Annotated in this window: 17 protein-coding genes; 10 read left to right on the forward strand and 7 right to left on the reverse strand. The window is 56.2% G+C overall.

From position 1 onward, the window contains the following. The first annotated feature begins 817 nt into the window (after window positions 1-817). On the forward strand, window positions 818-1,126 hold the full coding sequence (locus AC6I8T_RS01900; RefSeq protein ID WP_208724636.1) for a hypothetical protein: 309 nt from the start codon (window positions 818-820) through the stop codon (window positions 1,124-1,126). Between the two features lie 91 nt (window positions 1,127-1,217). Next, a complete protein-coding gene (locus AC6I8T_RS01905; protein ID WP_208724637.1) occupies window positions 1,218-2,750 on the forward strand; it encodes a methyl-accepting chemotaxis protein in 1,533 nt (510 codons plus the stop codon). Here AC6I8T_RS01905 and AC6I8T_RS01910 read toward each other — a convergent pair. Continuing rightward, on the reverse strand, window positions 2,747-3,706 hold the full coding sequence (locus AC6I8T_RS01910) for an AraC family transcriptional regulator (protein ID WP_208724638.1): 960 nt from the start codon (window positions 3,704-3,706) through the stop codon (window positions 2,747-2,749). The two genes, AC6I8T_RS01905 and AC6I8T_RS01910, sit on opposite strands and share 4 nt — an antisense overlap. Before the next feature lie 103 nt (window positions 3,707-3,809). Between AC6I8T_RS01910 and AC6I8T_RS01915 the strand changes: the two genes are divergently transcribed. The 3 genes from AC6I8T_RS01915 to yncE all read left to right on the forward strand — a co-directional run bounded on the left by AC6I8T_RS01915 (window position 3,810) and on the right by yncE (window position 6,766). Then, window positions 3,810-4,997: an MFS transporter gene (locus tag AC6I8T_RS01915; protein ID WP_208724639.1), complete on the forward strand. Its 1,188-nt coding sequence runs from the start codon at window positions 3,810-3,812 to the stop codon at window positions 4,995-4,997. 294 nt (window positions 4,998-5,291) lie between these two features. Further along, the gene (locus tag AC6I8T_RS01920) at window positions 5,292-5,501 is read left to right on the forward strand and encodes a YdgH/BhsA/McbA family protein (protein WP_013507539.1); all 210 of its coding nucleotides are present in this window, start codon (window positions 5,292-5,294) and stop codon (window positions 5,499-5,501) included. Window positions 5,502-5,710: 209 nt separating this feature from the next. Further along, window positions 5,711-6,766 (forward strand): 7-bladed beta-propeller protein YncE, encoded by a 1,056-nt coding sequence (yncE, locus tag AC6I8T_RS01925; protein ID WP_208724640.1) that lies wholly within the window; start codon window positions 5,711-5,713, stop codon window positions 6,764-6,766. A gap of 44 nt (window positions 6,767-6,810) precedes the next feature. On the opposite strand, the gene sbmA is transcribed toward yncE, so the two are convergent. Next, window positions 6,811-8,052, reverse strand: coding sequence for a peptide antibiotic transporter SbmA (sbmA, locus tag AC6I8T_RS01930; RefSeq protein WP_021184133.1), 1,242 nt, complete (start codon window positions 8,050-8,052; stop codon window positions 6,811-6,813). Between the two features lie 295 nt (window positions 8,053-8,347). Here sbmA and AC6I8T_RS01935 point away from each other — a divergent pair, with 295 nt between their 5' ends. The 3 genes from AC6I8T_RS01935 to AC6I8T_RS01945 are packed head-to-tail and all read left to right on the forward strand — an operon-like array spanning window position 8,348 to window position 12,200. Continuing rightward, window positions 8,348-9,082, forward strand: coding sequence for a gluconate 2-dehydrogenase subunit 3 family protein (locus tag AC6I8T_RS01935; RefSeq protein ID WP_036626341.1), 735 nt, complete (start codon window positions 8,348-8,350; stop codon window positions 9,080-9,082). A gap of 2 nt (window positions 9,083-9,084) precedes the next feature. Then, window positions 9,085-10,869: a GMC family oxidoreductase gene (locus AC6I8T_RS01940; protein WP_208724641.1), complete on the forward strand. Its 1,785-nt coding sequence runs from the start codon at window positions 9,085-9,087 to the stop codon at window positions 10,867-10,869. An 11-nt stretch (window positions 10,870-10,880) separates the two neighbouring features. After that, window positions 10,881-12,200 (forward strand): c-type cytochrome, encoded by a 1,320-nt coding sequence (locus AC6I8T_RS01945; RefSeq protein WP_021184136.1) that lies wholly within the window; start codon window positions 10,881-10,883, stop codon window positions 12,198-12,200. 571 nt (window positions 12,201-12,771) lie between these two features. On the opposite strand, the gene AC6I8T_RS01950 is transcribed toward AC6I8T_RS01945, so the two are convergent. The 4 genes from AC6I8T_RS01950 to AC6I8T_RS01965 form a co-directional block, all read right to left on the reverse strand. Next, a complete protein-coding gene (locus AC6I8T_RS01950) occupies window positions 12,772-14,181 on the reverse strand; it encodes an MFS transporter (protein ID WP_021184138.1) in 1,410 nt (469 codons plus the stop codon). A 199-nt stretch (window positions 14,182-14,380) separates the two neighbouring features. Beyond that, on the reverse strand, window positions 14,381-15,901 hold the full coding sequence (abgT, locus tag AC6I8T_RS01955; RefSeq protein ID WP_021184139.1) for a p-aminobenzoyl-glutamate transporter: 1,521 nt from the start codon (window positions 15,899-15,901) through the stop codon (window positions 14,381-14,383). Between the two features lie 92 nt (window positions 15,902-15,993). Further along, window positions 15,994-17,439, reverse strand: a complete 1,446-nt coding sequence (locus AC6I8T_RS01960; protein ID WP_208724643.1) for a M20 family metallopeptidase — start codon at window positions 17,437-17,439, stop codon at window positions 15,994-15,996. Then, window positions 17,436-18,749 carry an amidohydrolase gene (locus AC6I8T_RS01965; RefSeq protein WP_208724644.1) on the reverse strand — a complete coding sequence of 438 codons (1,314 nt, stop codon included), beginning with the start codon at window positions 18,747-18,749 and terminating at the stop codon, window positions 17,436-17,438. Before AC6I8T_RS01965 ends, AC6I8T_RS01960 begins: the two co-directional genes overlap by 4 nt. A 116-nt stretch (window positions 18,750-18,865) precedes the next feature. On the opposite strand from AC6I8T_RS01965, the gene AC6I8T_RS01970 reads away from it, so the two are divergent. Together AC6I8T_RS01970 and yjdN are read left to right on the forward strand one after the other, a co-directional pair. After that, window positions 18,866-19,768, forward strand: coding sequence for a LysR family transcriptional regulator (locus tag AC6I8T_RS01970; protein ID WP_013507549.1), 903 nt, complete (start codon window positions 18,866-18,868; stop codon window positions 19,766-19,768). A 78-nt stretch (window positions 19,769-19,846) separates the two neighbouring features. Then, on the forward strand, window positions 19,847-20,272 hold the full coding sequence (gene yjdN, locus AC6I8T_RS01975; RefSeq protein WP_021184142.1) for a VOC family metalloprotein YjdN: 426 nt from the start codon (window positions 19,847-19,849) through the stop codon (window positions 20,270-20,272). 109 nt (window positions 20,273-20,381) lie between these two features. On the opposite strand, the gene AC6I8T_RS01980 is transcribed toward yjdN, so the two are convergent. Next, window positions 20,382-21,248 carry a nucleoside-specific channel-forming protein Tsx gene (locus tag AC6I8T_RS01980; RefSeq protein ID WP_208724645.1) on the reverse strand — a complete coding sequence of 289 codons (867 nt, stop codon included), beginning with the start codon at window positions 21,246-21,248 and terminating at the stop codon, window positions 20,382-20,384. Window positions 21,249-21,619 lie beyond the last annotated feature (371 nt).

The raw sequence follows: 21,619 nt of genomic DNA on the forward strand, positions 1-21,619 counted from the left end.
CGATAGCAGTACATCATTACTGCCAGTACGGTATGGATATTTTCAATTTCGTCTTATCTGCCAGTGGTACGTCCCTGTTGGAGAACCATGCTGTTGTTGCAGTGGTTAAATAAATAAATTTTAATTGCTCGCTGTTTCTCTATTTATTAATGGCCCTGAATGTGGCTAAGCGAACAGAATATCATTTAATAATAATCCATTAATATTCATCATATTACACAAAAACGGCCTCTGGTGTGTGTCTGTAGCCATAAATCGCTAACTTAACGTAAAAATGTGATGCATCGTTATTATTTTTTTGATGAATGTAAATCTTAATTTGGTCTTTAGGCAGTTAAAAAACAGCTGCTGCCCGGGTGAATTTCTTACAAGAAAACATCTTTGTCATGCTTAGTAATATCTTCCAATTGGGGGCAAAGGAATATAGCTAATTTCCTAAAATGCGCGTGGCTTTGATTGAATGACAATCTCATCTAAGATTTTGGCTATTCATTTTAGATTGGCATATTATTTCTGCTAAAGAATAAAAATATTACCAGGCGATATAGTTAAATTAATAAGCTGCCGTTTTTATTGAGATGATTTTTTTCCTGCGTGCGTGGTCTTAGGATTTTAGCCATTTGGTCGGAAGGCATTAAAGGCATTTTCTCACGGCCGTATTGCACTCCGCACGGCGGTTTCGTGTGTTGGGAGTTCAGTAATTATCTTATAGAAATTGTGATGCAGAGGTGTTAGGCCGTGTTTTAACAGGAACTTAAAGCCAGGGTTGGCAGAGGCCAGGTAATATGACCAGCCATAACCAGTGATCTGAACCTGAATGATTAACCTGACGACTGAGTCTGTTTATCGGGTTCAGGGGTATTCGCTATTCCTGACTGGACCGGAAAATAATGTTTTTTGCCGGGAGCAGAAAAACATAAAGGGGAGTGGCACTGGAACTACGCGATTTATCGTCCGTCTTTCTGGCGAGGGGGCTGTCAATATCAGCGCGTGGCCAGGAGGGGAAACTGATTTTTATGATAAAACATTGATTTTATTTACTCTAAATAAAATTTTATTGATTTATCCCTCTGTTAAAGCACACCGCAGCGCTTCTCCCCCGTGGGGTCTGACTCTAAAATTATAAAGCCACGCTAAAGTCAGGACCATTACCTGCCGAAAATATAAAAAAGCGTTATCAATACTTCACCCTCTGCGGGCCTTGCAAGGACTGACTCATGCGTAACAACCAGCCCATCACTCAGCGCGAATACGTCTTCGACGATCATGCCACATTGATGTCCACCACCGATCTCAACAGCTATATCACCTACGCCAACGACGCTTTTATTGAAGTCAGCGGGTTTAGCCCGGAAGAGGTCAATGGTCAGCCACATAATATGGTGCGCCACCCGGATATGCCGCCAGAAGCCTTTGCGGATATGTGGGCAACGTTAAAGCAGGGAGAACCCTGGACTGCGCTGGTGAAAAACCGCCGCAAAAATGGCGATCATTATTGGGTGCGTGCCAATGCCATTCCGGTGGTGCGTGAGGGGCAGGTTCAGGGTTATATGTCGGTACGTACCAAACCGACATCCGAGGAGATCCGCCAGACAGAAGCGCTGTATCGTGATTTCCGCGAAGGGCGTGCCAAAGGGCGGCGCTTCCATAAGGGTTTGATTGTGAGCCGGTTTAGTTCGGTGCTGAAAACCCTGCCACTGCGCTGGCGGATTCGTTCCACCCTCGCGGCGTTGTTGCCGCTATCGGCGTTGAGTGTCTGGTTACTGGGGATGGCCCCGCTGGCCATCGGTTGTTTTACCGGCGGTATGGCGGTGTTGCTGCTGCTGGCTTGTTTGTGGCTGGAACAACAGATTTCCCGCCCGATAGAACGCATGTGCCGTCAGGCATTGAGCGTGGCGACCGGTGCCAGCCATAAAGTGGAGCAGATGGATCGGGTAGATGAAATCGGCGTCACGTTGCGTGCCATCGGCCAATTGGGGTTGATGTTCCGCTGGTTAGTGGATGATGTCAGCGGTCAGGCGATTAATGTACTGAGCGCCAGCGACGCCATCGCGCGCAGTAACGATGAATTGAGCCGTCGTACCGAACAGGCTGCGGCTAACGTGCAGCAAACTGCCGCCACCATGAACGAGATGACTGCGACGGTAAAAAGTAATACCGAGACTGCCAGCGAGGTGAATAACCTCTCCGTCAACACCAGCCAGTCGGCGGTGAAGGGCGGCCAGGTGGTTCAGGAGATGGTGGGGATGATGGCTGAAATAGCGGACAGTTCGAAGCGTATCGCCAATATCACCAGCGTGATTGATAGCATTGCCTTCCAGACCAACATCCTCGCCCTGAACGCCGCAGTGGAAGCGGCCCGAGCCGGTGAACAGGGGAAAGGGTTTGCCGTGGTAGCCGGTGAGGTGCGTAATCTGGCACAGCGTAGTGCCACCGCAGCCAGTGAGATTAAAAATCTGGTGGAAACCAGCGCCAGCCGCGTGCAGTCGGGAAGTGCGCACGCTGATGCTGCCGGGCGCACCATGCAGGACATTGTTGAACAGGTGCAGCACGTTACCACGCTTATCGCGCAAATCAGTGCCGCCACCGCAGAGCAATCCACCGCGCTGAGTGAAGTGAGCGGGGCGGTAGAAGATCTTGACGATATTACCCATCAGAACGCAGCGCGGGTGCAGGAGGGGGCGGAAGCCTCGGGCCGTATGGCACGTCAGGCGAACCGCCTGGTGGAAGCGATTAGCGTTTTCCGTTAGACATCGGGCAGCATCTCCCGTCGGGCGCGCAAAGCGCCTGGCGGTTGTCCGACAATCCGTTTAAACGCCCGGCTGAAGGCCGCCAGCGAACCGTAACCCAGATGAAAGGCGACGCTTTCCATCGCCTCGCCCTCGTTGACGATACGCTGCACCGCCAGCCGCATACGCAGTTCGGTGAGGTAGCGCAGGGGCGTCATTCCGGTCGCCGACTGAAAGCGTGCAGCAAACACCGAGCGTGAACTACCGGATTCACGCGCCAGTCGTTCGACAGTCCAGTTTTCCCCCGGCGCACGATGCATGGCGGCCATCGCCAGGCTGAGACGCGGATCGCGCAACGCCTGCACCAGGCCGCTGCCCTTACCACAGCCATTCTCCACCCAACCACGCACAATCTGCGCCGCCACCACATCCGCCAGCCGGGACAAAATCCCGGCAAAACCCGCCTGGCGTTGGCGCGTTTCCCGCTCCATCGCGTCGAGAATGGGCTGGATTTCCGGGTATTGCGCCAACAGCGTGCTGACCAGCATCACATCCGGCATGGTGTGGACCAGTGGCTGCATGCCGCCCAACTCAAACGCCATGCAGGCACTGAACAGCACGACATCGGTGTTGTCCACGCACTCCCCTTCAGCGCCGTCAATGGCACACACGCTGGCGCAGATCGGTTTGCTGGTAAAGGTACTGATCGGTTCGCACTCTACCTCTTCGCTGGAGATCAGCGCATGCGGTCGGCCATGTGGGATCAACAAAGCGTCACCCGCCTGAAGGGGATAGATCGTCCCGGAGGCAGAACGGATCAACAGCGATCCACGCCCGACAAAATGCAGCTGCGCCCGACCCGGCGCGTCGTCATAACGCAGACCAAACGGGGCGTTAAGGGCGATACGTTGGTATTTGACGCCATACAGGCGCATGCCCATCAGCAGTTCGCTGGTCAGATCTTCATAGCGGCTCATACGATTCCAGACGAATTATCAAAAAACAAAGTTTTTGTATCATAGATCGTCTTGCTGTTGCTCACTATGCTCACATTTTAATTTTTTGTGATGGGGATCGCAGATGAGCCTGAATAGTGATGTCGTCGAACAGAGTTTGCCGGTAGAGAAACCGGCCTGGGGGGCGGTATTTGCCATGGCTTTTGGCGTATTCGGCCTGATTACCGCCGAATTTTTGCCAGTAAGCCTGCTCACGCCGATTGCCGATGCATTGCAGGTCAGCGAAGGGCAGGCCGGACAGACGGTGACGGTCACTGCGCTGGTGGCGCTGCTGACCAGCCTGGTGATCGGCAATATCACCCGTCGTCTCGATCGCCGGATGGTGATGCTGGCGTTTACCCTGCTGCTGATTGCCTCGGCGTTGCTGGTGGCGTTTGCTCAGGACCTTACCATGATCCTGCTGGCTCGCGTGCTGTTGGGGATGGCGATTGGCGGTTTCTGGACGTTATCAACCGCCATCACCATGCGTCTGGTGCCAGGTGAGCAGGTGCCGCGTGCATTGTCGATTGTGTTTAGCGGGATTTCACTGGCGACCATTATCGCGGCCCCGATGGGTAGCTACCTGGGTGGGCTGATTGGCTGGCGTAATATCTTCCTGCTGACCGGGGCGTTGGGGATACTGGCGCTGTTCTGGCAGTTCTTTACCCTGCCTGCTATGCCGCCGGAGAACAAGGCGCGTAGCGGTGGCGTGCTCGACCTGCTGCGTCGTAGCGTGATGCGCTGGGGCATGTTGGCGGTGATCATGATGTTTACCGGTCACTTCGCCTTCTTTACCTATCTGCGTCCGTTCCTCGAAAGCGCGGCCCAGCTCAACGTCAACCAACTGTCTCTGGTGTTGCTGGCGTTTGGCGTAGCAAACTTTTTTGGCACATCGCTGGCGGGTTATCTGGTGACGCGCAGCGTGTCGTTGACGTTGAGTGGCATGGCGCTGGTGATGAGTGTCACCGCGTTGGTGCTGGTGAGTTTTGGCGGCGTGTCCTGGCTGGTGGGGGCGGGTGTCGCGCTCTGGGGCCTGGCGTTTGGCTCGATGCCGACCGGCTGGTCCACCTGGATTTCACGCGCTGTGCCGGATGATGCCGAATCCGGGGGCGGATTACTGGTCGCCACCATCCAACTGGCGATTACCGTCGGTGCTGCCGCCGGTGGCTGGATGTTTGATTTACAGGGAGCTGGCGGCGTGTTCCTCTCCAGCGGTGTACTGATGCTGCTGGCGGCGATCACCATTTTCACCCGCGTGCGCCATCACGGTTAGGTAATGAAAACCACGCGATACATCGCGTCGCTACAAACTGCACCTGTCTGTAGCGGCACGATGTATCGCGCACGTTAACCTTCACCAATCACAGCGATAAATCCTGCCTTTTAACCAAAAGGCAGATTATTAACACTCTGCATAAAAGCTAATCATATCGTGCTTTTTATATTCAGTTTATTTGAATGATATCCGCAAATCTCTCCGCTTTTTGTTGATCAATTTCCCGCCTATTATATCTCTCAACAAGGCGATGATGCCTTACCTAATCAAACGTTGACCGAGGAATTGACCATGAAATCTATCAAAACTTTTGCTGCTGTTGTTGCCCTTTCTGTTCTGCCGTTCGCCAGCTTTGCTCAGAGCGTGACCGCTACCGCTTCTACTCTGGACGGTGCTGAAGCGAAAATCGCTGCTCAGGCACACGAAGCTGGTGCTTCATATAAAGTGACCGAAGCCAACTTCAACAACGGCGTGCACATGACCGCTGAACTGACCAAATAAGTCGGTTAACAATCTGTGCTGACAGGGCGCCTCCGGGCGCCCTGGCCGCGTTTAAGCAGATAAAATCCTGTCACTTTCCCTCGCAAATGATTACTATTCGCAAAAACTAATATCCTTCGTCGCCCGCCTCGGGCTGCTTTTAACTATCTGGTTGCAATGTCGGGCTTTCATTCACTGCCGTGAGGCGGTGGTTTTGCTATGGAGAAGTCATGAAAGCGAATAAAACTGTGCAGTGGGTGCTGCGTCCACTGTTTCTGGCAACGGCTCTGTTCTCTGGTTCTGCTGCTCTGGCAGCTGATGCGCAGGAACTGAATCAGCCGATTTCTAAAGGTGCGTATGAACTGGCGTTCAGCAACAGCGATAACGCGCTGTTCCTCGCGACGTCACAAAATGCCACCAATGAAAAAGGCGGCACTGTCTATCGTCTCGACCCGCAAAATCTGGCGGTGAAGCAGACCATCGACACCGATCTGAAAGCCTTCGGTGCCACCATCAATACCAAAACCAATACCCTGTATATCGGTAATACCGTGAATGCGGCGGTGACGGCTATTGATGCCAGCACTGGCAAGGTGCTGAACACGTTGGTGCTGGATGCGCGCAAACGCAGTGAAGATGTGCGCCCGCTGCAACCGCGTGAGCTGGTGGCCGATGCGGCAACCGACCGCGTGTATATCACCGGCCTCGGACCGCAAAGCGTGGTATGGGTGGTGGATGGCAAAACCTTGCAGTTAGTCAGCACTGTGCCGAACACCGGCAAAATGGGGACCGGTCTGGCGCTGGATTCCGCTGCACAGAAACTCTACGTCACCAACGGTGATGGCGAGCTGGTCACCATCAATACCCGTCTGAATGCGATTGAAAAACGTCAGAAAATTGATGCGGAGAAGGATCACTTCTTCCTGAATATCGCGCTGGATACCAAAGGCCATCGCGCCTTCCTCAGCGACTCCAAACAGCCGCAGGTGCTGGTGCTGGATACCCGCACTCAGCAGGTCATCCACAAGATCGATGTACCGGAATCGCTGGCGGTGCTGTTTAACGCTGACCGTGACGAACTGTATGTGACGCACCGTAAAGCAGGTGAGATCAGCATCATCGACGCCAGCAGCTACAAGGTGAAACGCACCGTGAAAGCACCGGGCCTGCCGAACAGCCTGGCGCTGTCTGCCGACGGTAAAACGCTGTTTGTCAGCATCAAGCAGCCGGGTTCCCGTAAAGAGCCACCGAAAAATCCGGACAGCGTGCTGCGTATCGCATTGTAAGAAGGATCCGTAGCGGCGCGATAAATCGCGCCGCTACAAGGATGTTATTCAGACTCCGCCGCTTCGCGCATCATCTCTTCGTGCGGGATATCCTGCAAAATCTGCTCAAAACTGCGCAGACGTTTGTAGATCGACATCAGCTCAACCAGCGTTGACCATGAGGTGATCAGATACTGGAAAGATGAACGTACCTGGTCAAACACGTTGGTGATTTGGTTGAGTAAACCGAGCGTGATGGTGCCCGCGACAATCGACGGAAACAGCAAAAACAGCCCGAACACATTATCCACCTGCAAGTAGAGAATGCGGGTAATGTTGAAGTACAGATAGTGGAAGTAGAGGCGGAAATAGTTGAAACGCACGCGACTAAACAACTCGGTTACGGTTGGCGGCGAGGCGCGCGAGGCGTCATCTTCGCCGTAGACCAGTTCCTTACGATAGGCGGCTTCCACTCGTTGGTTACGGAACTCCAGACCTGGCAGCTTAATCCCCACCAGTGCCAGCAGGCCGGTGCCGAAAATTGACCACAACACGGCGGCGATCACCAGCGCATAAGGGATATTGCCCAACAGCGGAATATCTTTCACATGATGTGACAGGGCGATCAGCACCGGCAGGAAGGCAATCAGCGTCATGATCGCCTGAATAAAACTCACCCCCCAGTCTTCAAGCGTGCTGGCGAAGCGCATGGTGTCTTCCTGCACACGCTGTGCGGCACCTTCTACATGACGCAGGCGCTGCCAGTTGTGCATGTAGTAGTTGTTCATCGCGGTGCGCCAGCGGAACACCCAGTGGCTGATAAAGAATGAGTTCATCACGCCAATCACCACGGCGATTAATGCAATGCCTAAAAAGGCGATAACCTGCTGGTAAAACTCACCGATCTGCACCGATCCCGCTTTAGTTAACGCTTTCTGGATCAAATCGTAAAACGGACCGTACCAGGCATTCACCGCCACGCCGACCTGTACGCCAAACCAGGTGACAAAGATGATCAGCGCGGAACCCCACACCGACCAGCGTTGCCACGGGTGGTTATCGACGATGCGCCAGGCAATGGCAAACAGCGCCACCACCAGCCAGTAATAGCCGTAAAACCACAGTTGGCTGGCGGCGATAAAACGCAACGCATTATCGGGCAAAGGTTTACTCATCGCTGCGGCGATGTTGGGCCACATTGCCGGTAAATCGCTGGCGAAGCCAAACCAGGCAAAAATCGCCATCAAACTCCAGATGGCAGCCGAGCTGAAAAACAGCGCTGGCCGGGGAAAATAGGACTTAAACATAGACACTCCGCTGTGATCAGATCCCTTTATACCGTTTTGGGGACTTAACTGTCTGTAGGCTGTTGTATCAGACAATGACAATGTCGCGCCTGCGGTGTAAAGCAGCTGCGCAAAATGTTAATTAATTTGTGCGAATTTGTTTCCTTCCGCTAAATCTTTGTCAGCATCGGTGTTACACTGCGCGCAATGTTACCGGTAACGGTGGCGCTGTATCCTTAAGCCCGCACATAAAAATCATTACAACGCAATTAGTTAACCTTTCATGCCACATTATATGCGGCACTGAGGCAATGTCATGTCAGAACACAAAAATGGTCACACGCGCAGGGACTTTCTGCTGAGAACCATCACTCTGGCGCCAGCAATGGCGGTTGGAACCACAGCGATGGGCGCACTGGTTGCGCCAATGGCTGCCGGTGCAGCAGAGCAACAGGGTGCGCCGCAAAAAGCGCGCGATTATCAGCCCACCTGGTTTACCGCAGAAGAGTTCGCGTTGATTACCGCCGCAGTGGCGCGGCTGATCCCCAACGATGAACGGGGGCCTGGCGCGCTGGAAGCCGGGGTGCCGGAGTTTATCGATCGCCAGATGAACACCCCGTACGCCACCGGCAGCAACTGGTATATGCAGGGGCCGTTCAACCCCGATCTGCCAAAAGAGCTGGGTTATCAGCTCTCGCTGGTGCCGCAGCAGATCTACCGTCTCGGTCTGGCGGAAGCCGATAACTGGAGCAAACAGCAGCACGGCAAAGTGTTTGCTGAGCTGAGCGGTGAGCAGCAGGACGCGCTGCTGAGCGACTTCGAAAGCGGCAAAGCGGCGTTCACGCAACTTCCGGCCAAAACCTTCTTCTCCTTCCTGTTGCAGAACACCCGCGAGGGTTACTTCAGCGATCCCATCCACGGTGGTAATCAGGGCATGGTGGGCTGGCAGCTGATCGGCTTCCCGGGTGCCCGTGCTGACTATATGGATTGGGTGGAACGCGGTGAACGCTATCCGTTCCCGTCGGTGGATATTCGCGGGGAGAGAGCGTAAGCATGGCAAATGAACTGAAGAAAGTGGATGCGGTGGTGGTGGGTTTTGGCTGGGCCGGTGCGATCATGGCGAAAGAGCTGACCGAAGCCGGATTGAACGTGGTGGCGCTGGAGCGTGGCCCACACCGCGACACCTATCCGGATGGCGCGTATCCGCAATCCATTGATGAACTGACCTATAACATCCGTAAAAAGCTGTTCCAGGATCTGTCGAAAAGCACCGTCACCATTCGACACGATGCCTCACAAACGGCGGTGCCGTATCGCCAACTGGCGGCGTTCCTGCCGGGCACCGGTACCGGCGGCGCTGGCCTGCACTGGTCCGGCGTGCATTTCCGTGTCGATCCGGTCGAGTTGAATCTGCGCAGCCATTACGAAGCGCGTTACGGTAAAAAATTCATTCCGGAAGGCATGACGATTCAGGACTTCGGCGTCAGCTACAACGAGCTGGAACCGTTCTTCGATCAGGCCGAGAAGGTGTTTGGCACTTCCGGCAGCGCCTGGACCATCAAAGGTAAGCTGGTGGGTAAAGAGAAAGGTGGCAACCCATACGCGCCCGATCGTTCCAGCGACTTCCCGTTACCGGCGCAGAAGCGTACTTACTCCGCACAATTGTTTGCTCAGGCGGCAGAAGCGGTGGGATATCACCCTTATGATATGCCGTCGGCCAACACTTCTGGCCCGTACACCAACACCTACGGCGCGCAAATGGGGCCGTGTAACTTCTGCGGTTATTGCAGCGGCTATGCCTGTTACATGTACTCCAAGGCTTCGCCCAACGTGAACATCTTGCCTGCGCTGCGTCAGGAGCCGAAGTTTGAGCTGCGCAACAACGCTTACGTGCTGCGCGTCAATCTGACCGACGACAAAAAACGCGCCACCGGTGTGACATACCTCGATGGTCAGGGACGTGAAGTGGTACAACCCGCTGATCTGGTGATCCTGTCGGCGTTTCAGTTCCATAACGTGCATCTGATGCTGCTGTCCGGTATCGGCCAGCCGTACAACCCCATCACCAACGAAGGCACGGTAGGCCGTAACTTTGCTTATCAGAACATCTCGACGCTGAAAGCGCTGTTCGACAAGAACACCACCACTAACCCGTTTATCGGTGCCGGTGGCGCAGGGGTGGCGGTGGATGATTTCAACGCCGACAACTTCGACCACGGTCCGTATGGTTTCGTTGGCGGTTCGCCGTTCTGGGTTAACCAGGCGGGCACCAAACCGATTTCGGGTCTGCCGACGCCGCAAGGCACTCCGACCTGGGGCAGCAAGTGGAAAGCGGCGGTGGCGGATACCTATAACCATCACATCTCGATGGATGCCCACGGTGCGCACCAGTCGTATCGCGCCAACTACCTCGATCTCGATCCTAACTACAAAGATGCCTACGGCCAGCCGTTGCTGCGTATGACCTTTGACTGGCAGGACAACGACATCAAGATGGCGCAGTTTATGATTGGCAAAATGCGCAAAATCACCGAAGCGATGAACCCGAAGATGATCATCGGCGGCGCGAAAGGGCCGGGTAGCCACTTTGACACCACCGTGTATCAGACCACGCACATGAGCGGCGGCGCGATCATGGGTGAAGATCCGAAAACCAGCGCAGTGAACCGTTATTTGCAGAGCTGGGATGTACCGAACGTCTTTGTCCCGGGCGCGTCTGCGTTCCCGCAGGGACTGGGGTACAACCCGACCGGAATGGTGGCAGCGTTGACTTACTGGTCAGCTAAAGCCATCCGTGAACAGTATCTGAAAAACCCCGGTCCACTGGTGCAGGCATAAGGAATTCATTGATGTTTAAAAACATTTTGGCCCTGGTGCTGGGCACGCTGTCGTTCGCCGCGCTGGCGGATGATCAGGCAAATGATGCCCTGGTGAAACGGGGTGAATATCTGGCGCGTGCCGGTGACTGCGTGGCTTGTCACAGCGTGAAAGGTGGCCAGCCTTTTGCCGGTGGTCTGCCGATGGCGACCCCGATTGGCACCATTTACTCCACCAATATCACCCCGGATAAAACCAGCGGGATTGGTGACTACAGCTATGACGATTTCCAGAAAGCGGTGCGTCATGGTGTGGCGAAAAACGGTGATACGCTGTATCCGGCGATGCCGTATCCGTCTTACGCGGTGGTGAGCGATGAAGATATGCAGGCGCTCTATGCCTACTTTATGCACGGTGTGGCACCGGTCGCGCAGGCCAATAAAGACAGCGACATTCCGTGGCCACTGTCGATGCGTTGGCCACTGGCTATCTGGCGTGGCATGTTTGCGCCGGATGTGAAAGCGTTCCAGCCTGCCGCGCAGGAAGATCCGCAGCTGGCGCGTGGGCGTTATCTGGTGGAAGGGTTGGGCCACTGTGGTGCCTGCCATACGCCGCGTAGCATCACCATGCAGGAGAAGGCGCTGAGTAACGATGATGCCCACGATTATCTCTCCGGCAGCAGCGCACCGATTGACGGCTGGACGGCCAGCAACCTGCGTGGTGACAATCGCGACGGTTTAGGCCGCTGGAGCGAGGACGATCTGCGTCAGTTCCTGCGCTATGGTCGCAACGATCACACTGCGGCTTTTGGCGGCATGACCGATGTGGTTGAGCACAGCCTGCAATATCTGAGCGATGAGGATATCGCGGCGATTGCCCGTTACCTGAAGTCGCTGGGGGCGAAAGATGCCAACCAGGCGGTGTTTAAGCAGGATGACACCGTCGCGCAGGCGTTGTGGAAAGGGGATGACAGCCAGCCTGGCGCGTCGGTGTATGTCGACAGCTGTGCGGCCTGCCATAAAACGGACGGTAGCGGCTATCAACGCTTCTTCCCGGCGTTGCGGGGCAACCCGGTGGTATTGGCGCAAGATCCCACTTCGCTGATCCATATCGTGCTGACGGGCGGAACGCTGCCGGGCGTGCAGGGTGCGCCAACGGCGATCACCATGCCGGCCTTCGGCTGGCGTCTCAACGACCAACAGGTGGCGGATGTGGTGAACTTTATTCGCGGCAGTTGGGGGAATGGTGCCAAAGCCACGGTGACGGCGAAGGATGTCGCGTCGTTACGTAAGGATGAGACGGTGCAGGCTCATCAGGGTAATGCGGATATTAAGGTGCTGGAGCAGCAGTAGCAGCGAAGGTGCTGATTTCGTTCGCCATAGGCACCGGCAGTTGCAGCTCGCCGGTGCGGCGACCGAGCAAAGGGTGCCTGGCCGCACCCTTTGCAATCCCGGGCCTCGCGCCAGCCTCCCTCGCCGCTACGCGGTGCTTTTTGCGCGATAAATCGCGCCGCTACAACTGCCGACGGACCGGCGGCGATTCGCTCCTGCTCAACGCCGCCTTTCGCCGCATCCATGCGGCTCATCCTGGCAGCATTCACTCGCTCAGCGAGTCCGGATGGCGCCCCACCCGCTGCTGTACACCTTTTCTTCTCGGTAAAATCATCACTGCTGTCTGCGCGATAAATCGCGCCGCTACGTTACGTGCGGTTATTTGTAGCGGCGCGATTTATCGCGCAATGAGCCAGGGATGGCGAATCCGCGCGGTCCGGGTGGCCTGAGTGATAAGCGAGGGGACAGCGCGATGCGCTGCGCGAGGACGGCGCAGGGCGCGGATTGTTAAGGCCCGCGCCTTCGGGCCTTAACCCGTCCGCCTGCACGGCGGTGCTGAAACTGCCAAATGCCTGGCGGGCGGAACCTCCCCTTAAATATTCTCCAAATCAATCCCACGCGTCTTCGGACCGTAAATCCCCACCGACAGCATCACCATCAACATACTCAACACGATAAAGGCAATCACCCCTTCGCTTCCGGCATATTGCAGAATCATGCCAATCAGAATGCTACTGAACGCGGTTGACAGGCGGCTGAAGGAGTAGCAAAAACCCACCGCGCGGGCGCGAATGTGCGTCGGGAAAATCTCAGTCTGATAAGCATGGTAACTGAAGGTCAGCCAGGCGTTGCTGTAGGTAATCAGGAAGCCACAGATAATCATCAACACCGGGTTGGTCATAAAGGCGAACAGGGTGCCGAACACCACCGTCATCAACGACGACAGAACAATCTGCCACTTGTTCTCCAGCTTATCGGCGTAGCGGCTGCAAATCAGCGAACCCAGCGGGTACGCCAGGGTAATGAAAAACGCATACAACAGGCTGTGCGTCACCGTGGCCCCTTTGCCGGACAGCAGCGCTGGCAGCCAGTTGCCAAAGCCAAAGAAACCAATCGCCTGGAAGAAGTTCATCACCACCAGCATCAGGGTGCGCTTACGATACGCCGGCGCCCAAATCTCACTGAAACGGCCTTTCTTCGGCAGCTGCGCCGCCGCATCGCTGTCGGAAAAGTCTTCTCCCGGCGCAATGCCGCAGCGTTGTTCCATTGCACTCAGGACGCGATGCGCTTCCTGATGCCGTCCCTGTTGTGCCAGCCAGCGCGCTGATTCCGGCAGGTTCTTACGAATAAACCAGATCACCAGCGAGCAGAGCGCGCCAGCAATCACGACCCAACGCCAGCCTTCCAGACCGAGAATGGTTTGCGGCACCAGCCACCACGACATCAGCGCCACCGCCGGAACCGAAAGAAACTGAATAAAGAACGAGAAGGCGAAAGCACGGCTACGCAGCTGGGTCGGCACCCACTCGGAAAGATAGGTATCGATGGTCACCAGCTCAATGCCGAGGCCAATCCCCACCAGAAAGCGGCACAGGATAATCATCTCGGCGCTCTGCTGGAACGCCATCAGCAGCGAAAATGCACCGTACCATGCCAGTGCACACATAAAGGTCAGGCGGCGGCCAAAGCGGTCTGCGTAGGGCGCGAGCAGGCTGGCACCGACAAACAGGCCAAGGAACGTGGCCGAGGCAAAAGCGGCCTGATCGGCAATGCCGAACACGCCCGCGCTACCGGTGTGGAACACGCCCGCCGCCAGTAGCCCGGAGCTGATATAGCCGGTTTCGAACAGATCGTAGAGTTCAAAGAAGCCGCCCAGTGCCAGCAGCGTAATAAAACGCCACAGGCCAGCGGAAGAGGGGAGCGCATCAATGCGTCCAGCTAAGGTGCGGCGATCCGCAGCGATAAAATCGCCAGCCATCCCTGTGGTGCAGGCTGTTGTCATTTTTGTGTGAACCTCGGTATGACGGTGTTTGCAAAACTCGCGAACGGCGGAGATTGGTTTTAAAAATAATTAACCGTTAGCAAGCGAAGGAATAGCAGAATAATCAATTACGCCCAGGTTGCCGAGAGGTGAGGCGGTGAGATTTTAGCAACGTACGTTGCAAATCACGTAAGTGTGATCGCCGTCCCTGGCGATGCGATTAATGCAGGCTGGGATAGACGCCCGGACCGATCGGTAAACCGAGTGCGTACCAGACCACCAGCAACACAATCCAGGTGGCGAAGAACACCAGCGGATAGGGGAAGATCAGCACATAATAGGTGCCAAGTTGCGCATCTTTCTGGTAGCGCTGGAGGAAACCCAGGAACAGCGGCAGGAACGGTGACATCGGGGCCAGCGGCAGCACTGCCGAGTCAGCGATACGGAAAATCATCTGCGCAAAGGCCGGGTGGAAGCCGAGCAGCATAAACATCGGCACAAACACCGGGGCGAGAATCGACCAGATGGCGGAACCGCTGGCGATAAACATACACAGGAACGCCGACAGGAACATCAGGCCAAGAAACGCCGGTGCGCCGCTGATTCCGGCACTTTCCAGCATATCCGTCAGGCCAATCGCCATAAACTTACCCATGTTGCTCCAGTTGAAGAAGGCGACGAACTGTGACAGCGGAAACACCATCACAATAAAGCCCGCCATACTCTTCATCGGATCAACCAGCAATTGCGGAATATCATCCGCGCGGCGGATCTGTTTGGTCACCGCGCCATAGGCAATCGCCACCACAAAGAAGAACAGGATGATGATCGGCACGATGCCCTGAATAAACGGCGACGGGATAATGCCGCCGGTTTTCGGGTTACGCAGTGGCGCGTGTTCCGGCACCACCAGCAGCGCCATCAGCGCGATAAACACCAGCGCGGCGATACCTGCGGCTCGCAGGCCGCGGTTTTCCAGTGCGGTCAGTGGCGGCAGACGATCCTGGTGGCCACCGTTCCAGGCGGGCAGACGCGGCTCGATAAACTTGTCGGTCAGCACCGCTCCGGCAATGGTCAGCACCACCACCGATGAAGCCATAAAGAACCAGTTATCGATCACGCTGACGTGCACCGTGTCGCTCACCGCTTTGGCGGCCTCGGTGCTGATACCCGACAGCAGCACATCGGTGGTGACAATCAGCAGGTTAGCGGTAAACCCGGACGCCACACCGGCGATCGCCGCCAGCAAACCCGCTACCGGATGACGTCCCACGGCGAGGAAGATCAGCGCGCCGAGCGGCGGCATCACCACCAGCGCGGCATCGGAGGAGATGTGGCTGAAGAAGGCAATAAACAGCACCATATAGCTGGCGTAGCGACGGCTAACGCGTGACGCCATCTTGACCATCAGCGATTGCAGCAGACCGACCTTTTCTGCCAGACCGGCACCAATCACCAATGCCAGAATCGAACCCAGCGGGGTAAAACTGCTGAAGTTCTTGATGATATTGGGCAGGATCCACTGCAACCCGGCCACACTCAGCAGGTTATTGACCCGCACCAGCTCGCCGTTGGTCGGATTCTTCACCGCCAGATCCAGACCGCTGATGATGGCCGTCGCGACCATCAGCACCACAATCAAATAGACGAACAATAAAAAAGGGTTCGGTATTTTGTTACCGACCCGCTCAATCCAGCTAAACAGCTTCCCTGGGCTGCGATTCTCCGTGGTGACTTCCATCGGCATTTCCTCGTCTCGTTATGTTGTATCTGCGTAAAAATTTTATTGTTTTGGGTACGACTACCCGCGCCTGCATGGGCGCGGGTTTATTATCAGGATGCCAGTTTTGACGGTTTTACCCCTGGCGGAATCGGGCATTGATAGGGTTGCTCGCTGCGTACGCGGATAAACTCGTCGCGGCAGCGTGCCAGAGCGGCATCATCGGTCAACAGGGTCAGCGCCGTGGCGGCCAGTACTTTTGCCGCCAGGCACATACCTTTGTGGGCGATAGCGGTGCGACCCTGCGCCACCAGTTGCCAGGTATGCAGCGGCGTACCGAAGGCAAAACACGGCGCGAAGCACTGCGCGGTGGGTGTCACCCAACTGACATCGCCCACATCGGTGGAGCCATACAGCAGCTCACGCGTTACTGCATACGGGGCAACGTCATCCATCAGCACTTTGTCCCCCAGCGCCTCGCTCCAGGCAACTCCGGCTTCACCGCCGGTGCGTGCCGCGTTGAGTCGGGCGTTGCGCAGATCATCTTTGGTTAAGGTGGCGCGGATCTGCGTCGCAAAGGCCCGCTCTTCGTCGTTGTAATCCGGCAGGCCAAACTGATGCAGATAACCCTCCATCACCGCTTCCAGCGCGCGGTTGGGAACGTAGTTGGAGCAGGCTTTATCGAAGCGCACCGTCATTTGTGTGTCGGTCATCAGCGCTGCGCCTTTGGCGATATTGATCACCCGCTGATAAATATCCTGAGCCTGGTCGAGTTGCGGCGCGCGAATCAGGTACAACACTTCGGCATCAGCCTGTACCACGTTGGGAGAGACGCCGCCGGTGTTGGTGACGGCATAATGGACGCGCGCTTCCTGCACGATATGTTCACGCAGAAAGTTCGCGCCGGTATTCATCAGCGTGACGGCGTCGAGGGCGCTGCGCCCCAGATGTGGCGAGTTGGCCGCGTGCGCTGCCACCCCTTTGAAGTGGAACGCCGCCTGGATATTGGCAAGGGTGCTGAGGTTAAACATGCCGCTGAAACCTTCCGGGTGCCAGGTCACTGCCGCATCAACATCGTCAAACAACCCTTCGCGCACCATATAGGTTTTGCCGGAACCGCCTTCTTCGCCGGGGCAACCGTAAAAACGCAGCGTGCCGCGCTGGCCGTGCTCTGCCCACCAGGCCTTGATGGCGAAGGCGGCCGCCATCCCCGCCGTGCCCAGCAGGTTGTGACCGCAACCGTGGCCGTTGCCGTTCTCCACCAGCGGCTGCGGCTCAGCGCAGGCCGCTTTCTGGCTCAGACCGGCCAGGGCATCGAACTCACCCAGAATGGCGATCACCGGTTTACCGCTGCCAATGCTGGCGATAAACGCCGTTTCGATACCCCCCACGCCGCGCTCGACGCTGAAGCCTTCCTGCTCCAGTGCATCGGCCAGTAACGCCGAGGATTGCGTCTCTTCAAAACGGGTTTCTGGCACATCCCAGATGGCGTCGCTGATGGCGCTGAAGCGCGCCTGATGTTGATTGATGTAGTGATCGATAAAGTCAGGATGGCTCATGACTGGACTCCGAACTGTGCCCCATTCAGTGCCAGCGTGGCGAGGGTTTGTACCGCCACCGCCATGATGCCTTCATCGAAATCGAACTTCGCGTTGTGGTGGCCTGCCGCCAGCTCGCAACCGAAAATCACGTAGGATGCCTGACCGCCGCGCTGCTGCACTCGCTCCAGCATATAGGTGGCATCTTCGGAACCGGCGGCCTGCTTTTTGGTGTCGATGACTGAGTCGAACAGCCCCAGCGCTTCTGCCTGCTGGTGGATAAACGCGACCCACGGCTGGCTTGGGGTGCAGCTACGTGCGCCGCCCATCAGTTTGACGTCGGATTCAACGCCGTACATCGCTGCGGCACCGGCAATCACACGCAGCGCCTGCTGATAAATATCGTCGTTCACCTGGTTACTGACGCCGCGCGTCTCAACCTTCATCAGCGCAGTGTCGGCCACCACGTTGCGGCCGGTCCCAGCCTGTAACACGCCGACGTTAACACGCGCTACGCCGCCGCTGTGTTGCGGCAGGTTGTGCAGCGCCAGCGTGGCCTGCGCAGCGGCCAGCAGGGCGTTGCGTCCCTCTTCCGGGCGACCACCCGCATGGGCTCCCACCCCGGTGAATTGCACATCGAGTTTGGTGGTGGCGAGGAAGCTGTCGCTGCCGCAAACGATTTCGCCGGCAGGCACGCCGGTGCCGAGATGGATGGCGGTAAACAGATCCACATCATCCACTACACCCGCTGCCACCATGGCTTTCGCGCCGCGTACGCCCTCTTCGGCGGGCTGGAAAATCAGTTTGATGGTGCCGCTCAGTTGGTCTTTCATCGCCATCAACACGTTGGCGAGGCCAAGGCCGATGGTGGTATGGCCGTCATGACCGCAGGCGTGCATCATGCCTGCATTGCAGGAGGCAAAGCCTTCGCGCTGCGGCAGGTGATCGGCGGCGGTGCTTTCATTGAGGTCGAGCGCGTCCATATCGACGCGGAAGCCCATCACCGGGCCAGGGCGACCGGTTGCCAGGGTGGCAACTATGCCACAGAAGCCGCCGGAGAAATGGCGGAGCCACTGCGGTAGCGCCCCCTGCTCCAGGGCGCGCGCTTCCTGTGCCGCCAGTACTGCGGCTGAAGGCAACCCCATACGCGCATCGGCATCCACCACTTCACGGCCCAGTTGCAGTTGATAACCAAGACGATGCAGCTCCTCGGCAACCAGGGTGGCGGTACGAAATTCCAGCCAGCCCGACTCAGCAAACTGATGCAGGTCGCGTCGCCAGCTTTGCATTTGTGGTACCAGGGCGCTGACGCGGTCGGAAAGGGTTTTCATCGGCATATCCTTTATGTTGGTTTTTTATGCATTGTCCCGAATCTACACAATGGTATTGGCGCGCATAAGATGCGAATATCTTGTGCCTGATAAACAACGGTTATCACCGAGTAACTATGCCTGCTAACTTAAAATTGCATCAGCTCCGCGCCTTTGTTGATGTGGCCCGCCAGGGCAGCATCCGCGCTGCCAGCCGTCTGTCAGGCGTATCGCAGCCTGCGCTGACTAAGTCGATCCAGGAACTGGAATTGGTACTCGGCGCGCGTTTATTTGAACGACGCCATCAGGGCGTTACCCTGACCGATATTGGTGATAACTTTTTTCGGCATGCCAGCCTGGTACTGGAAGAACTGCGCGTCGCGCAGGAAGATATTCAGCAGCGACTGGGGCTGGCGGGCGGCAGGGTGAATATTGGCGTCGGCGGCAGCATCGCGCGTACCGTGATGCCGCAGGTGATCAATCATTTTCACCGCGAATATCCGCTGGTAAAGGTGCGTATCGTCGAAGGCCAACTGGTGGCGATGGTACATGAGCTGCGCCAGGGGGAGCTGGATTTCACCATCAACACTTACGACCAAAGCCATCTCGATCAGGAACTGACCTACGAACGACTGATGGAGCGAGATTATCAGGTGGTGGTGCGTAAAGGTCATCCGATGGCTCATGCACGCTCGCTGGCGGAGTTGCAGCATTGTGACTGGACCATGCCGACGCCGCAGGGCAGCTATTATCGGCTGCTGCACGATATGTTTGGCGAGCGCGGCATGGCACCAAAAATCGTCGTCACTTGCGAAACCTTTATGGCCTGCACCAGCCTGGTGGCAAAGACCGATTTCGTCAGCATTATCTCGCGAGATGTGATTGAAGACCCAACCCACGGCGGCCAGCTGGTGGCGCTGGAGCTGGATGATCCGTTACCCAAGGCAAACTTTTATCTGATTCAGCGTAAGGACACGGCGTTGACGCCGATGAGCGCCTATATGGCGCAGCTGTTCCGGCGCTATTGTCAACAAAGGTAAGAGTGCGGCCCGGCTCGCGTCCTGTTTGGCTGGCAGCCACTACACTTGGCATCGGGCGTTCACTCTGGAGAACCGACCATGCAAATTACCCCTTATTTGTTTTATGACGGCCGCTGCGAAGAGGCCATCGCATTCTACCTTGAGGCGACTGACGGCGAGTTGCTGTTTAAAATGACCTTTGGCGATATGCCGGAGACGGAATCCACAGAAGGTTGTCCTTCCGGGATGACCTTTCCGCCGGAACATATCATGCACGCGCACCTGCGCATCGGGCAGGGCGAAATTATGTTGAGTGATGGGAATCGTGAGGCGCATTACAACGGCTTTGCAGTGAGTCTCTCCACGCCAGATGAAGTGCAGGGCAAGCGTTGGTTTGATGCGTTGTCTGCCGGCGGGCAGGTGACAAAAAGCTGGGAGCCGACGTTCTGGGCGAATGGTTTTGGCATGTTCACCGATAAGTTCGGTGTGCCGTGGATGGTGAATGCTTACAAACCAAGAATTTAGTCACCGATGTTACCCCGTAGCGGCGCGATTTATCGCGCAATTCGGCGCTGTGCCGGAAAACATTGCGCGATAAATCGTGCCGCTACGGATGAAGGTGGCGTTAGCTAAGTTAGAAGTTATAACCCACAACCAGGTAGTAACCCCAGCCGGTTGATTTCACTTCAAACGGACCATTGCCGAAGTTCAGCTCCTGGCCATCAGCCCACTGTCCACCGTTGTGGAAATAACGCGCCACGGTAGAAACATGCCAGTGGTCGTAGTTCAGCGACAGAATGTGGCTGGATGCAATCGAGTTGCTGGTACGTGATGGACCGGTTTCGTCACGCAGATCGGAACCCCAGTCGAAGTTGGTGAAGCCGATATAGCTCAGCTTACCGCCCCACAGGTCGGTAATCGGCACAAAGTATTTCACCTTGAAGCGATAGCCATCCCAGCTGTTTTCGTTGGCGGCACCGTAGTTCTGCCACTGGTATTTCGCGTACACGTTCAGCGACAGGCCCACATCGGAATGGGTGTCGATATCGGTGCCCAGACCCATATACCAGGTGTTCTGGCGCTGCGACGCGTTGCGGCCCATGTCGTAGATGTAGTTGTTGGCGAAGTACCACTCTTTAAACGGACCAAACGCCAGGCTGGTACCGGTCAGCTTATCGATGGAGAAACGCGGCTCAATTTCCATGAACAGCGGCGAACCGTGGTCGAAAATACCGTTAGCGTTGCTGTTGCCCACACCGAAGAAGTTGGTCAGGTCGGCGTAGCCGTAGAAATCAAACCAGTCCTTTTTGGCAAAGGCTTCGTATTCCAGATACACGTCGTTATTAAACTGTGGTCCGAAACGGGTGTGATAACTGCCCACCACGTTGACGCTCTGATGCCACCAGTCGGAAAGGTATTGCGGGTTGCTGTCTGCTGCTTGGGTCGCGCCGGTCCAGCTGCTGGCCAGTAAGGCCCCTGCTATCAATGCTTTATATTTCATTATCGTTAACCACATGCTCGTGATCGTCGCAAAAATGCGCGATCGGTGTCAGTCGATCCCAGGGGTGGGCGGTGAATTGTTTTAAGCCGGTCTGAGCTGCCGGTTTTTAAAGCTCGCGTAGGGTGCCTGTATCAGTCCGATAGAAAATAGATTTTGATCACGTTTGTCAAAAAGTGTTGCAATTCCATTCACCAAAAATGAGAGTTATGTCACATAAATGTCATGGATCGAACGGAACCCCGCAACCGTTTACGTTGTCGCGACGCGTTGCAAAATGCTTATGGGGGAATCGGATGTAGCGGAGCGATTTATCGCGCATCTTTTTGCGTGGAGGGGCACAGCACAAAAAAACAGCGCGATAAATCGCGCCG

This window comes from Pantoea sp. X-Soil-OKNW-556 (assembly GCF_059730695.1).